The organism is Rhizobium sp. PvP014, from assembly GCF_017876855.1.
GTDB lineage: Bacteria > Pseudomonadota > Alphaproteobacteria > Rhizobiales > Rhizobiaceae > Neorhizobium > Neorhizobium soli.
In genome coordinates, this window is sequence record NZ_JAGIOT010000001.1 from 634,781 (window position 1) to 648,739 (window position 13,959).

10 protein-coding genes are annotated in these 13,959 nt (G+C 58.9%); 4 read left to right on the forward strand and 6 right to left on the reverse strand.

All coding sequences use genetic code 11. From position 1 onward, the window contains the following. Positions 1–80 precede the first annotated feature (80 nt). The 3 genes from J3A65_RS02895 to J3A65_RS02905 all read right to left on the reverse strand — a co-directional run bounded on the left by J3A65_RS02895 (position 81) and on the right by J3A65_RS02905 (position 5,475). Positions 81–932 carry a transporter substrate-binding domain-containing protein gene (locus tag J3A65_RS02895; protein WP_209899265.1) on the reverse strand — a complete coding sequence of 284 codons (852 nt, stop codon included), beginning with the start codon at positions 930–932 and terminating at the stop codon, positions 81–83. Positions 933–1,111: 179 nt separating this feature from the next. After that, on the reverse strand, positions 1,112–2,167 hold the full coding sequence (locus J3A65_RS02900) for an HWE histidine kinase domain-containing protein (protein ID WP_092663140.1): 1,056 nt from the start codon (positions 2,165–2,167) through the stop codon (positions 1,112–1,114). Between the two features lie 305 nt (positions 2,168–2,472). Next, positions 2,473–5,475: a DEAD/DEAH box helicase gene (locus tag J3A65_RS02905; RefSeq protein WP_245341419.1), complete on the reverse strand. Its 3,003-nt coding sequence runs from the start codon at positions 5,473–5,475 to the stop codon at positions 2,473–2,475. 493 nt (positions 5,476–5,968) lie between these two features. Here J3A65_RS02905 and J3A65_RS02910 point away from each other — a divergent pair, with 493 nt between their 5' ends. The 3 genes from J3A65_RS02910 (at position 5,969) to J3A65_RS02920 (ending at position 8,582) form a co-directional block, all read left to right on the forward strand. Then, the gene (locus J3A65_RS02910) at positions 5,969–6,373 is read left to right on the forward strand and encodes a gamma-glutamylcyclotransferase family protein (RefSeq protein ID WP_062459546.1); all 405 of its coding nucleotides are present in this window, start codon (positions 5,969–5,971) and stop codon (positions 6,371–6,373) included. Between the two features lie 24 nt (positions 6,374–6,397). Further along, on the forward strand, positions 6,398–6,667 hold the full coding sequence (locus tag J3A65_RS02915; protein ID WP_062459549.1) for a hypothetical protein: 270 nt from the start codon (positions 6,398–6,400) through the stop codon (positions 6,665–6,667). A gap of 121 nt (positions 6,668–6,788) precedes the next feature. Then, positions 6,789–8,582 (forward strand): YbhB/YbcL family Raf kinase inhibitor-like protein, encoded by a 1,794-nt coding sequence (locus J3A65_RS02920; RefSeq protein WP_209899268.1) that lies wholly within the window; start codon positions 6,789–6,791, stop codon positions 8,580–8,582. A 74-nt stretch (positions 8,583–8,656) separates the two neighbouring features. Here J3A65_RS02920 and J3A65_RS02925 read toward each other — a convergent pair whose 3' ends face one another. Beyond that, on the reverse strand, positions 8,657–9,094 hold the full coding sequence (locus J3A65_RS02925) for a BLUF domain-containing protein (protein WP_209899271.1): 438 nt from the start codon (positions 9,092–9,094) through the stop codon (positions 8,657–8,659). A gap of 13 nt (positions 9,095–9,107) precedes the next feature. Continuing rightward, positions 9,108–10,724 (reverse strand): EAL domain-containing protein, encoded by a 1,617-nt coding sequence (locus J3A65_RS02930; protein ID WP_209899274.1) that lies wholly within the window; start codon positions 10,722–10,724, stop codon positions 9,108–9,110. Between the two features lie 344 nt (positions 10,725–11,068). On the opposite strand from J3A65_RS02930, the gene J3A65_RS02935 reads away from it, so the two are divergent. Further along, positions 11,069–12,886 (forward strand): PAS domain-containing methyl-accepting chemotaxis protein, encoded by a 1,818-nt coding sequence (locus tag J3A65_RS02935; RefSeq protein WP_209899277.1) that lies wholly within the window; start codon positions 11,069–11,071, stop codon positions 12,884–12,886. A 162-nt stretch (positions 12,887–13,048) separates the two neighbouring features. On the opposite strand, the gene J3A65_RS02940 is transcribed toward J3A65_RS02935, so the two are convergent. Continuing rightward, positions 13,049–13,804 (reverse strand): GntR family transcriptional regulator, encoded by a 756-nt coding sequence (locus tag J3A65_RS02940; protein WP_062578077.1) that lies wholly within the window; start codon positions 13,802–13,804, stop codon positions 13,049–13,051. Positions 13,805–13,959 lie beyond the last annotated feature (155 nt).

The window sequence follows — 13,959 nt, forward strand, 5'->3', positions numbered from 1 at the left end:
CGATTGGCGGCCGGCTGCCGCATCCTGTCTGATCAAGGGGGAGGGCAGGCGACTGACGCGCCTGCCCGTGCTGCAGATCGTTACTTCAGGTTATCGCAGGAGGCTTTGTGGTCATCATCCTTGTAACCATCGAAGCCTGGCGTCCCGAAACCCTTGGTCGGGGTGACGATCGTCGTGCCAGCTTCTGGCGTGACGCCGAACCATTTGACCGAAAGCTTCGCCATCGAGCCGTCGAGCTTCAGGCATTCCATCGCACGATCGACGAGATCGCGGTTCTGCTCGTCTCCCTTTCGGAAGGAAAGGGCCCAGACGAGGCCGGTTTCGTATTCGAAGGAGAGTTTCAGGCGCGGGTTCTTCTTGACCGCCCATGCAGCGGCAGTATTGCCGGCAAGGTTGGCATCGGCGCGTCCCGCAATGACGGCTGCCACGGCGTCGGTATTGGTGCCGTAGCTTTCGACCTTCCAGCCGAATTCCTTTTCCTTCTCCCGCAGGAAGCTGTCATAGGCAGACCCCTTGTTGACGGCGATCGTCTTGCCCTTGAAGTCTTCCAGCGTCTTGTATTCAGGCGCATTGGCCGGCACGACGAAGCCGAAATTGGTGTCCATGAAGCCTTCGGTAAAGAGAAGGTTCGCGGCACGCTCCTTGTTCACGGTGACGGGCGCTACCAGGAAGTCATAGGTGCCGGCCTGAAGTGCTGGGATGAGGCCGGAGAACTGCGCTCCGGTCAGATCGACATTCTTGCCCAACCGTTCGCCGATCAGGTTTGCCATATCGACGTTGAAACCCTCGATCTTGCCGTCGAGCGTTGGCATCGCGTGCGGCGCGAAGGTCGCGTCGATCGCGGTCTTGATCGTGTCTCCGAGGGAGTAGGCTGGCGTGCAGGCAAGCAGAGTGGCTAAGCCGACAAAGCCGGCCCTGATAGATGGTTTCATCGATGTTCTCCTACTGGCGGCTCCAGGCCTTTGCGGCCCTTGTTGACGCCAGTGTTCCACCGAACCTGCTGCGCTGCAATATAATTGATTATTATAATCGAACTAGAATTATATGATTGTCGAATAGTGATTGGGTCGATCGTCGTCGTTGTCGCAACCGGCCAATGGCGCATATTGCGTCAGCTCTGAAGAGGCTGAGGCTCTTTCGGAAGAAGTTCGCCTTCGATGCGGTAGTGCAAACCATCCGTGCGGTAGTCCACGTTGGCGACGCCGTTGAAATAGGTCGGCACAACGCGCTCCATCAGGCGGGAGCCAAAGCCGCGCCGCGTCGGTTCGCTCACGGCCGGCCCCTTGCTTTCGATCCATGTGAAGGCAAAGCCGTTTTCGCCGGGCGCCGTCCAGCGGATCTCGACCTTGCCGTCGGCCGTACTGAGCGCGCCATATTTGGTGGCATTTGTCGCAAGTTCATGGATTGCCAGTGCCAAACCCATGGAAGGTTGTGCTTCGAGCACCATCGGAGGCCCGAAGATATCGAAGCGGTCGGGACTGTCCTGGTGCGGTTCGACGGATGTCCGTACAATCGTCTCGACATCTGCTGCGGACCAGTTCGTTGCCGTCAGCGTATCCTGTGCCCGGGCAAGTGCGTCGATGCGGGCCGACGCCATTTCACCGGCAAGCTTCACGTCTGTCGCATTGCGCAGGCTCTGGGATACGACGGCTTGAACCATCGCCAGCGTGTTCTTCATTCGGTGGGACAATTCGCGCTGCAACACACGCTGTTGGCGCTCCCGTTCCTTTTGCTCGGCAAGAAGGCGCTGCTGTTCGCGCACCAGGTCTTCGCTGCGCAGGCGTTCTTCCTGAAGATCGTCGACCGCCTTGTGCATGACCTGGATCAGCAGAATGTCCACGATGACCACGCACGCGTAGAAGGTCAGAGCAACGAGGACCGACCCGTTGATCTCGAACATCGCAAACGGCGGTATAAACCAGTACCAGGCAGCCACGCCACAGGCCACGGCGCAAACGGCCCCGGGCCAGACGCCCGCCAGAAACGTCGTCAGGATTACCGCGGGGAAGAAGGTCAGATACGGGAAGCCCGGCGGCAGGAGATGGTCGCATAGAAACCGCGCGTAGAGCGCAAGCCCGAACGCTGCAACCGCCACTCCCCAGCGCTTTCCCGGGGAAGCGCGGACGTGGTCGCTCATCTCGAACAATTGCATACGTAAGGGCTTCATTCCAAGTGGGTTCCCGCGGCGTTGCTTGTTCTTGGCTTGTTCGGGGTGTTCCGTCAATCAGCAACTAGAAAGGTACGTAATGTCCGACGGGATAAGGGACAAGTTTGGCAACACCGGTGAAAGCACGGCGTATGCGGACAACAAACGTGACGAGCACGTTGAGGCATCAGAGGCGCGATATGCGGGGACAGGAGGCGCTCCGCGAGACTGACAGATCGTCAGCCTCCGACGCGGGGTTCTGACAAAAATTCGCGGGCCCACAGTACGGGCCCGCGCTATCGTCGATCAAGTCAAACCGTAAAGCCTCAAGGCCTTCGCGCCGCCAGAATGAGTCGCTCGAAGAACTTCAGCTGCTCGTCACAGGTCTGGGCGACCGTCTCAAATATCAGCCGGTCTTCCCGCCGGATTGCCGCAATCTTCTTCGTCAGGGCCGAAATCACCCTTGCCGGCATCTTGGCAATGGTCATCGCAATCGCCTTCGGTCCGGCTTCGAGTTTGGCGATACCGAGATGGCCTGCTGCAAGCTGCAGCCTGGTTGTGCGCAACAACAGCAGCGTCTCCTGCGGCAATTCGCCGAAGCGATCCTCGAACTCTTCTTCCAGATCATTCACGTCGCGCTGTGAGGATGCCCGCAGAAGTCTGGCATAGAGATTGAGCCTGACAGCCGGATCCGGCACGTAATCCGCCGGTATCGTGCCCGCGACGTCGAGATGCAGGATTGCGCGCTTTCTGGTGGCCGAAAGTCGTTTTCCCAGTTTCGCGACGGCACGCGCGAGGAGCTTCTGGTAAAGGCCAATGCCGATGACCTTCATATGCCCAGCCTGATCCTCGCCGGCGATGTCGCCCCCGCCGCGCAGATCGAGATCGCGCAGACTGATCGCAAGCCCGGCGCCCAGGCGGTCGTTCTCTACGAGTGTCAAAAGCCGCAAGCGCGTTTCCTCGGGCAGTTCTGCACCTTCTTCCGTCAGAAGCGTGGTCATGCCCTGCGCGCCTCCACGGCCGACCCGTCCACGCAACTGGTGCAGCTGGGCCAAACCGAACCGCTCCGCATTCCAGATGAACATCGTATTGGCGCGCGGCACATCGAGGCCGTTTTCAATAATGTTGGTGGCGAGAAGGACATCGCCATCGCCGTCCGCGAAACCGACGATCGCTTCGTCGATCGTCGCCGCCGGCATCTTGCCGTGCGCGACCTTAACCGCGAGCTCGGGAACAATTTTGCGCAGGATCGCCTCGACGGCTTCGATATCCTCGATGCGCGGCACCACGACGAAGCTTTGTCCGCCCCGGCGGTATTCTCGCATCAATCCGGTGCGCATCGATGCGTTGTCGAATGCTGCAAGCGATGTGCGAACGGGTCGGCGCCGGGCGGGCGGAGTCGTCAGGAGGCTGACCTCCTGAACTCCGACCATTGCCGACTGCAAGGTGCGTGGGATAGGTGTTGCCGACATGGCGAGCGTGTGGAGGGTCGGCGCGAGCGCGCTCATGGCCCGTTTGTCCTTGAGCCCGAACCGATGTTCCTCATCCACGATCAAAAGCCCGAGATGCGCAAAGCCCACGTCTTTTGCAAGGATCGCATGGGTCGCGACGATAACGTCGATTTCACCCTCGGCCAACGCCGCCTTGACCTGCTTCGCCTCGCTTGGCTTGACGAGCCGTGACAACATTCCGACAGAGATGCCTGTTCCTTCGAAGCGTCGCTTGAAGGTGGCGAAATGCTGACGTGTGAGAACAGTCGTTGGGGCGATGACGACCACCTGACCGCCCGCAAGTGCTACCGCTGCTGCGGCGCGCAGTGCAATCTCTGTCTTGCCGAAGCCGACATCGCCGCAGACAAGGCGGTTCATGGCACGCCCGGACGCGAGATCGGAAAGCGTGGCCTTGATGGCTTCGGCCTGATCTGGTGTTTCGGCGAAAGGGAACCGTCGGGTGAAGGCTGAAAATTCGGCGCGGGGAGGAATGAACGTCTCGGCCGGCGAGGCCTGCCTGTGCTTTGCGATGGTCGAAAAATGACGCGCCGTCGATTTGATATCCGCGACAATCTTCTCGTGCTTCTTTTGCCAGGCGTCGGTGTGAAGACGATCGAGCGAGACCGCCTCGGGTTCGGAACCGTAGCGCCACAGCTTTCCGAATTCTTCCATCGGAACAAGCACGGAAGCACCTTCGCGATATTCCAGACGGGCAGCGTCACGCGCGACACCTGCAACGGCGATGCTTTCCAGATCTTTTAAAATGCCAATGCCGTGATCTTCGTGGACGACGACGTCGCCGATCCGAAGATCTGGTTCGCCAAGAAAGGAAGTTGCACTTGAAACATGTCGGTGTTCGTCGCCCGCGGCGATCACAGCAACATTTTGCGCGACGTCGAGGAACCCGTGATCGAGGGCGCAGGCGAGCTTCAAAAGCGCGCCGGATTCGGCGTCCATCACCTGCGTCCAGCTGTCGACGAACCGAGGCGATACGCCAGTTGCTTTCGCGACACGGCGGCAAAGCGCCTCTGATGCCTTGCCATGCCCGGAAATTACAACCTTCATTCCATCGCCCAGGCGTTCCTGTGCAAATTTGACCAGTGCCTTGCGCGGGTCCGCATCAGACGCCCCGGAAGGCAGTTCACCCCCTTGTTCGAGATCCAGTGCGCTGGTCTGCACGCCGGTGAAGCGCTGTTCCCACTCCTCGCTGTCAAGATAGAACGAGCAAGGAGAGGATGTTCCGGTCTTACCGAATTCCGTGCGGGACTGGCGGGCGTCGTCGATGATTTCCAGATTCCGTACGACCCGGTCTGCTGCGCCCGGAGCCGCAGTCAAAGCGGCATTGCCGAGGATATCGAAAACCGTCACCATGTCCGGGTAGAGGCGGGAAAGCTGGCGCTCCATCGTCTCAGATTTTGGAGCAGGGGCTACCGCAATGACGTCTGCGAGTATGGCTTCGGATGCCGGACCGAAGCTCAACCGTTCAAGGTAGCTCTCGGTTCGCTGCGAGACGCGGTCAAATCCACGCAATTCGGTCACGTGATCGTCTTCCGACAGGACGATGCGCATTGGGCCCGGGGCGCCGGCGGGATAGATGTCGATCATCCCGTCGCGCACCGCCAGTTCGCCGGGATCGTCGGCAACGCCCTCTTCCACATAGCCTGATCGTCTGACGAAATTCAGGAATGCCTCGCGATCGAATGGCTCGCCGACCACCAGTTCGATCTGGCCATCTGCGATGACCCCCGCCGGCGGAATGCGCTGCAGCGTCGCGTCGATCGATGTCAGCAGCAGTCGCGGCGTGTCGCTTGGCCTGGTCCATATCCGCAATGCGTCCATGCGTCGACCCATGCAGTGCCGCGAGGGCGGAACCCGATCATAGGGAAGGCAGTCCCAAGGCGGCAGAACAATGAATTGGACCGAGGGAAAGAGCGCTGCCATGGCATCCGCTGTTTTTTGCGCAGCATTTTCGCTCAATGCCACATAGCAGAGCGAACGACCGGAGCTCCGGAGCGATGCCTCAAGCCGGGTTGCCACCAAACCCGGCGGTAGTTTCAGATGCGGGGTCTGTTCCGATGCGGGGAGGGGAGAGGGGGCGTTTTCATTTCGGGACTCAACGATACTCACATGAACCTGCCATTCTCGCGTCAGCGATTTTATCAGGCTGCAAGAACTTAGTTTGTCGCGCCCTGTTCCCTTCGAACTTTGAGTTTTCTCTTCACGCGGTCAGGCCGCCATGACGGTGAGAGATCAGCGACCGGATGCCGCGTTGCCGTGCACGGAACAGGTCGATGACGAGCGGGTTATTCGACCTCACGGATAGGAGAACCATGTGAAAGTGTTCATTTACGGCACCCTGAAAAGAGGCTTTGCGCTTCACGATAAGGGGCTTGGGAATTCGGAATATATCGGGGATGTAGTGACGGTCGAGCCCTACCCCCTGTTGATAGCAGCACCATTCTACGGGCCGATGATGCTCGAACAACCGGGAACCGGTTTGCAGGTGACAGGGGAGTTGTTTGAAGTCCCTGAAAACGATCTGCCGGTTCTGGATAAGCTGGAAGACGTTGGTGAAGAGGGAAGTTTCCGGGCAATGCTCAAGGTTCAGGCATCGGGTGGCGGTCTCGTTCATGATGCCCTTGTCTTTCTGAAAGACGAGAACTGGCTCGACCCCATCCATTCCGGTTTCCTGTCCGCCTATAACGACCGCAGATTTATCCCGCCATGGGACCGGTAACGACAAGACAAGAGGGACGTCACGATGCGCTACGAGGCAAAGCCCGGCGATGTCAGCCTATTCGAAAATGAAAAAGCCGGCCACGAGCGCGCACCGGACCACCGCGGCTATTTCATCGCTCACAGAGATATCAAGGCCGGAGAAAAGATCGAAATGGTGCTGTGGGCCGGAAGGCCGAACAGTTCGCGCTCCTTTGGTGGCAGACTATCCGACGACCAGAAGGGGAGCGCGTCGGCGGTTCCCGATCCGGTTGATCTGTTTGGCAACCCTTTGCCAAAGCCACCGAAAGGATGACACTGCGCACTCGTTCGATTTGACGTCTCAAACCACGGCGGTGCTCTCGCTCCGCGTCTCGGTGGAGGAACTATGGCTCCGGTTGCTGGTTACGGGGCGAGTCAACGAGAGAGATACAGTGATGAAATTTGGACTTCTTGGCGTCGCGTCGGTCGCGACCGCGGTATTCTTGAGCAGCGCAGCCTATGCACAGCAGGGCGATGGAACCGAAGTCCAGATCACGACCAACGTGTTCAAGCCGAACAAGATTCCGGCAACCGCGGAACGGATCGCCACCTTGAAGGCGCCGGAAAGTTTCACCGTTGAGCCTTTCGCCCAGGGTCTCGGAAACAGCCGCATCATCGCCGTGTCGGATAAGGGCTATATCTATGTCAGCCGCCGCGAGGAAGGCGACGTGCTGCTGCTGAAGGACGAGAACGGCGACGGCAAGGCCGACGGCGCACCGGTGAAAGTGGCAGCGCGTGCGCAGGCCCACGGTCTGGCAATTAAGGATAACAGGCTGTACCTCGTCACGGTCAAAGAGGTGTTCGTCGCGGACATCAAGGACGACGGCACGCTCGGGCCACTCGAAATGATCATTGGCGATCTGCCGGATTCCGGACAGCATCCCAACCGCGTCATGGAATTCGGTCCTGATGGCATGCTCTACATCAGCGTCGGCTCCACCTGCAACGCCTGCAATGAGAGCAATGCCGAAAACGCAACGGTGCTCCGGGCGACCCCTGATGGCAAGAGCCGAACCATCTTCGCGTCCGGCCTTCGCAACACGATCGGCTACGACTGGAACCGCGAGACCGGTGAACTTTGGGGGCTCGACCATGGCATCGATCTCCTCGGTGATGAGGTGCAGGCAGAAGAGCTCAACCTCATCGAACAGGGAAAGCAATATGGCTGGCCGCATGTTTACGGAGCAGGCGACATCTATCCGCAGTCGACACCGGTCGGCGGCGTGACCAAGGAGGAGTGGAAGGCGCAGAGCGATCCGATGAAACTCGGCTACACGGCACACGCAGCCCCCATGCAGATGAAATTCTACAGTGGGACGTCGTTTCCGGCCGAGTTCTCGCGCGATGCGTTTGCAACCATGCGCGGATCCTGGAACCGTAACCCGGCATCCGGATACGAGATTGTTCGCATTCACTTCGAAAACGGCAAGCCGAAATCCTTCGAACCTTTCGTCACCGGCTTCCTCAGCGATGGTGGCAAGACGCATTTCGCACGACCGGTCGGACTGGCCGTCGCCAAGGATGGCGCCTTGCTGATGGCCGACGATGCAAACGGTGTCATCTACAGGGTGGCTTACACCGGCGACGCGCAAAAGGCACAAGCGCAGCCCGCTGCGCCAGCTGAACCTATGAAGGCGCAGGCCGCCAATGGTATCGATGTGCCACTTGCCATGGATCGCCCAGAGACCAAGACGGAAGGCAGCGTATCCGTCTCGTCCTCGTCTTTCGACAACGACGAACTCATGCCGCAGCGTCATAGCGAATATGCCGAGAGTGTCTCACCGGCGATCAGCTGGAAGACCGTCCCGAAGGCTGCGTCCTACGCGATCATCGTAGAGGATCCAGGCTCCTCACCGACCAAGCCGTTTGTTCACTGGCTGGCATGGAATATCCCGGCGACGGTGACGTCCCTGCCGGAAGGGTTGCAGGAACAGCTCCGCCTCGTCGAACCGGAAGGCGTCCTTCAGGGCCGCAACACATCCGGCAGTCACGGCTATTTCGGACCGAAGCCGCCGGCCGGCGACCAGGCGCATCACTATCACTTCCAGGTTCTTGCGCTCGACGAGATGCTGGCTCTTCCCCCGACATCCGACCGGGATGCTCTTCTCGCCGCAGTGGCCGGTCATGTGATCGGCAAGGGTGAGATCGTGGGTCGCTACCAGCAGAAGGTCGATCCTGCGAAGAAGTAAGGCTTCGTCCGATCACGCCCCGCTGCAACGCTCCGCAGTAAGCGATGTCTTTGAAGGAGGAGGCCGTACTGGAATCAGGCGGCCTCTTCTTCGATTGCGAGGTCTCGCAACAGGGTGTGGATCTGCTCGCCGCTCAGCCGCGACGGATCGAAACCGCTTGACGAGCCGACGTCGGCGAAGCGCTTTGCGTGGGCTTCGGATGTCCCGATAAAACCCATTGCCCAGTTCGGGAAATACCGATGGCTGATCGGGTCCACGGCCAGCAGCGAAACTTCGCCATGGCGTTCGTCCTGCTGGATGCGCTCGAATGCGGCTTCCACCCGCTCGAGCGGACCTTCCAGAACCTGGGCGAAGCAGCCCGCGTTGAACAGAAGCGCCCCGGTGATCTCGTCACGCAGATTGTTCACCCGGCTTTTCGCCAGGATCTCGTCGACGTTTGAGATAAACGCCGCGCCATCGTCGCCGATCTGGTTGCGGCTGTAGTAGACCAGGCGATACAAGCTGTTATCCATTACCAGTTCCCCTTTATAAAATGTGTTGTGCCAGGAACGCCGGAATCTGATCCGTGCCCATGGGCCGTCCCGTCAGATAGCCCTGCACATGGGTGCAGCGTTCGCCACGAATGCGCGCCAACTGTTCCGCCGTCTCGACGCCTTCAGCCGTGATCGACATCCCGAGGCTCGTCCCGAGACTTGCGATTGATCGCAGGATCGCCTCGCTGTCTGCGTCGTCACAGGCAACAAACGAGCGATCGATCTTCAGTTTGTTGAATGGAAACTTCTGCAGGTAGCTCAAGGACGAATAGCCAGTGCCGAAATCGTCCATGGAGATTCTGACGCCAAGCGCGCGCATGGCATTCAGCGTCTGGATGACGTTATCCGTGTCATCGAGCAGGGCGCCCTCGGTAATTTCGATTTCCAGGCGATGGGCTGGCAATCCCGAGTGCCTTAGCGCCGATGCGACCGTTTCCAGCAGTGTGTCCGCCTTGAACTGAAGCGGCGAGACGTTGACGGCGACAATCATATCATTCGGCCAGGACATGGCCTCCAGGCAGGCCGTGCGCAACACCCATTCGCCGATCTTGACGATCAGGCCGTTTTCCTCCGCAAGCGAGATAAAGGAAAGAGGCGGGATGTTGCCTTTGACGGGATGTTCCCACCGGAGCAGGGCCTCGAAGCCATCCACCCGTTTGGTCGAGACATCGAGGAACGGCTGATAGTTCAGGTTGAACTGCTTCAGGGCCAGCGCGCGGCGGAGATCGATCTCCATTTCCCGACGTCCGAGGAGTAGAGCGTCCATCCCACTTTCGAACATGCGGTAACGTCCGCGCCCGGCCTTCTTTGCCTCGTAGAGAGCAAGATCACCGTTGCGGAGCAGGTCGTCTGGCTGGAGCGCATCAGCGCCAAAGGCGACGCCGACGCTTGCGCCGATATTGATTGTATGACCGTTGAGAACATAGGTGCGGCCGACAAGGTCCACGATCCGCGAAGCGAGTTTCTCGGCCGCTGCAAGATCGTCGACATCATGCTGGAGGATCACGAACTCGTCCCCGCCAAGACGCGCAACGACATCGCTTTTGCGGCACGCGGCCTTGAGGCGGTCGGCCACCTTTTTCAAAAGAAGGTCGCCTGTTGCATGTCCCAGCGTGTCGTTGACCATCTTGAAGCGGTCAAGATCGAGGCAGTGGACGGCGATCGATGAAGATTTAGAACCGTTGCTCAAAGCGGACGACAGGTGCGACAGCAAGGCGTTCCGCTTGGCAAGGCCCGTCAGTTCGTCGACATCGGTCTTGATGGCGATGCCCTGGTTCTGCGATGCAGGTCGCAGGTCAACGAGATACTGCCCATCGTCGAAAGAGACGAACGCGGCATCGAAGCTCTCACCGCTATGGATGGACGTGACTGAAACCGGGGCGCAGCTGGTGTCGGGCAGGTCTGTGCCCAAGCCCGTAAAAAGCGCGTGGACGGCGCCCCCGGGAAATGCGCCGAATGAGACTTCGCTCGCCTTGTTGGCGTAGACGACGAGACCATCGGATCCGACAACCAAGACCGGGCGCGGCAACATCTCTAGTATTTTCTCGGTGTTGAGAAGCTGAAACGGATGAGGTTCCAATGTGTGGAGGATAGACGTCACAGCGTTCATGGTCGGTTACCGTTCGGAGTTGACCGAGAGGTAATCCGCAAACGTTTCCAGGCAATGGATGCCAAGCCTCGGAACATGACTGTTTGTCGAGAGAGGGTTATCGATTGCTAAAGATGGACTGATGGCGGCAGGAAGGGCACGCCGCGCAGGATGCTCGCCTCTACTTCCGGCAACCTGAACGTGAGACTACCCAACCTAGATTAGGAAATAGGAATATATTATTGAGCAACGCTTGAATGTATTATTACAAAGGCTTATTCTTGTTTTTTGCCAAGTCTTAATTACTAATTTAACAATTGTTTGCGATGAAGGTTGACCAATCACCTGTATCGCAAGGCTTCGTGATGTTCGATTTTTTCGGCGCAAACTCTAATCAAATCCTTTCAGCTTTAGACCTGTCCTTCGCGATCATCGAGTTCGATACCGAAGGACGCATATTGCGAGCCAATACAAACTTCTGCGATCTGATGGGATATAGCGAGCAGGAGATTATCGGTCAGCATCACCGGATTTTTGTCGACGGAGATTACGCTGCAACGCCTGAATACAAAGCCTTCTGGAGCAAGCTTCAGGGCGGCACGTTCGAGTGCAGCGAATTCAAGCGCATTGCGAAAAACGGCCAGGAAATCTGGATCCGCGGCAATTACAATCCGGTGAAGAATGGCAGCGGCAAGGTCTTGAAGATCATCAAGTTTGCCAACGACATCAGCGAAACAAAGATGAATGGGCTCGACAGCGCAGCCAAACTTTCAGCTGTTTCCCGCGCGCAGGCAACCATCGAATTCACGCCCCAGGGTGAAATCCTTACCGCCAACGACAACTTCCTGTCGGCGCTCGGATATTCCTTGAACGAGATCGTGGGTAAGCATCACCGGATCTTTATGGACCCGACCGAAGCGGCATCCCCGCAATACACGCAGTTGTGGGAGCGCCTTCGCGGCGGCGAATATGTTGCCGACGAGTTCCGCCGCATCAGCAAGGACGGCCGTAGCGTTTACATCCAGGCTTCCTACAACCCCGTTTTCGATCCCAGTGGCAAGGTCATCAAGGTCGCCAAGTTTGCCACCGATGTTACCGGCCGGGTCGAGAACGTCGAGCGCCTCGCGGAAGGCCTGACGCGTTTCGCCGATGGTGACCTTTCGCAGCAAATTGCAAAGCCGTTTATTCCATCACTGGAGCGCCTGCGGACCGACTTCAATGCGGCGTCGCAGAAGCTGAAGCAGGCCATGGTGATGGTTGCCGAAAACGCGAAGGCTATTTCGGCCGGTTCCAATGAGGTTCGCACATCGGCGGACGATCTGGCGAAGCGGACCGAACAGCAAGCCGCATCGGTCGAGCAGACCGCAGCTGCTCTGGAAGAGATCACCACGACCGTGAAGGATTCCAGCCGACGCGCCGAGGAAGCCGGCCAACTGGTTGCCCGCACGAAGGAGCATGCCAACCATTCCGGTGACGTGGTGCGTGAAGCGATTGGTGCCATGGACCAGATCGAAGCGTCGTCGAAGGCAATCTCGAACATCATCGGCGTGATCGATGAAATCGCCTTCCAGACAAACCTGTTGGCGCTGAACGCCGGTGTTGAAGCGGCGCGCGCAGGCGAGGCCGGTAAAGGCTTTGCCGTCGTTGCGCAGGAAGTGCGTGAACTCGCGCAGCGCTCTGCAACAGCGGCCAAGGAAATCAAGACACTCATCACGGCCTCCAGCACGCATGTCGGAAACGGCGTCTCGCTGGTCACGAAGGCAGGCGCCGCCCTGCGCGAGATCGCGACCCATGTCGAAGGTATCAACGGCGACATCACCGCGATCGTCGAAACCTCACGCGAACAGTCCACCGCGCTGACCGAAATCAACCGTGCGATCAACACGGTCGATCAGGGCACACAGCAAAACGCCGCGATGGTCGAGCAGCAGACAGCTGCGAGCCATGAAATGGCAAGGGAAGCGGCCGCGCTGTTCCAGTTGCTCGAACAGTTCAATTTCGACAACGATCGGGCCCCGGCCCAGACACTGCAGAAGCGCAATCCGATCGCCCATCGCCCCGTCCCTTCAAGACCGGTCGCACAGCCCATTTCGGATCGCCCGGTAGCCGTCGCAATGCCGCGCAAGATCGCTAACGCCTCGTCTTCCGCTGCCCTGGCGGTTGCGGACTGGGAAGAATTCTGAGTTAACAATAGGCTCCAAGCCGTTGAAAATAGGCTGTTACCGCCGCGAGCCTGTATCACGCTCGCGGCGGTTTCGCCATCTCGTTTTGGTTTGCTAGACGTTGCGCTAATGTAGCAAAGCTCATCGCGTCAGATGCTTCAGCGTTGAAGCTTGATCGCGCGCTTACTGTATCTCGTTGACGTAGCGGTGGTCCGCAGTCGTCGCCCGGTGCGCAGAGATGAGCACCGGCACGGCCATCTGGTCGTAGGCCACTTCGTCGATCGTCATGACTGCGGCTGGAAGCGTCAGGTTCAGCCAGCGTGCATCATCCTCCGATGCCAGGTCCGCGCCGATCTGTTCACGGATCGCCGAAATCCGGATCCCGTAGTTTTCCAGGAGATGCAGATAGAAGAGCGGCGGGATGTCCTCCTGCTTCTGCGGAAAGCCGGGGACGCGCTCGCGCGGCAGCGTCAACGTTTCGTGCATGATTGGCCGGGCGTCGATATAGCGGACGCGGTGGAAATGCACGATCGGCCGGCCCGTTTCAATCTGCAGCTTCGCCGCTGTTTCGTCCGAAGCCTCGCCGAATTCCAGCGACGTGACCTTCGTAACGGATTTGCTCAGCGAGCCGTCCAGCCCGTGAAGACGAAAATACTGGAAGAACAGGCGCAATCCGTGCTGCGGTTTGCGTCCGGTCACGACGGTCCCGGTCTTGCGGCGTCGGCTCAAAAGTCCGTCGTTGGTGAGATCCATCAGGGCGCGTCGAATCGTTCCGACAGCAACGCCATAGGTTTGCGCCAGGGCGATCTCGCTCGGCAGCACGGAGCCGGGTTCCAGGGCGCCGATCATGATCGCCTCGGTGATCTGTCGTTTCACGACCTCATAGAGAGGCAGAGACAGGTCGCTCAGTCGGGCGGCATTTGCTGAATTATCAGGCAATGAATTGCCTCTTCTTTGGAGTTGACACGTGATGCCGATCTACGCTGTATTACTATATAGTTTATATTAATGAGCCGAGTTGTGAAGGCTGCCGGAATGCGGAGGACGACCGAGATGAGCCTACAGCAACCAGGCACCACTTCTGAGCCCCTGAC

Coding starts and splice junctions, on each gene's coding strand:
- J3A65_RS02895 (WP_209899265.1), bottom strand. CDS start 932: ATGAAACCATCTATCAGGGCCGGCTTTGTCGGCTTAGCCACTCTGCTT.
- J3A65_RS02900 (WP_092663140.1), bottom strand. CDS start 2,167: ATGAAGCCCTTACGTATGCAATTGTTCGAGATGAGCGACCACGTCCGC.
- J3A65_RS02905 (WP_245341419.1), bottom strand. CDS start 5,475: ATGGACGCATTGCGGATATGGACCAGGCCAAGCGACACGCCGCGACTG.
- J3A65_RS02915 (WP_062459549.1), top strand. CDS start 6,398: ATGCGCTACGAGGCAAAGCCCGGCGATGTCAGCCTATTCGAAAATGAA.
- J3A65_RS02920 (WP_209899268.1), top strand. CDS start 6,789: ATGAAATTTGGACTTCTTGGCGTCGCGTCGGTCGCGACCGCGGTATTC.
- J3A65_RS02925 (WP_209899271.1), bottom strand. CDS start 9,094: ATGGATAACAGCTTGTATCGCCTGGTCTACTACAGCCGCAACCAGATC.
- J3A65_RS02930 (WP_209899274.1), bottom strand. CDS start 10,724: ATGAACGCTGTGACGTCTATCCTCCACACATTGGAACCTCATCCGTTT.
- J3A65_RS02935 (WP_209899277.1), top strand. CDS start 11,069: ATGTTCGATTTTTTCGGCGCAAACTCTAATCAAATCCTTTCAGCTTTA.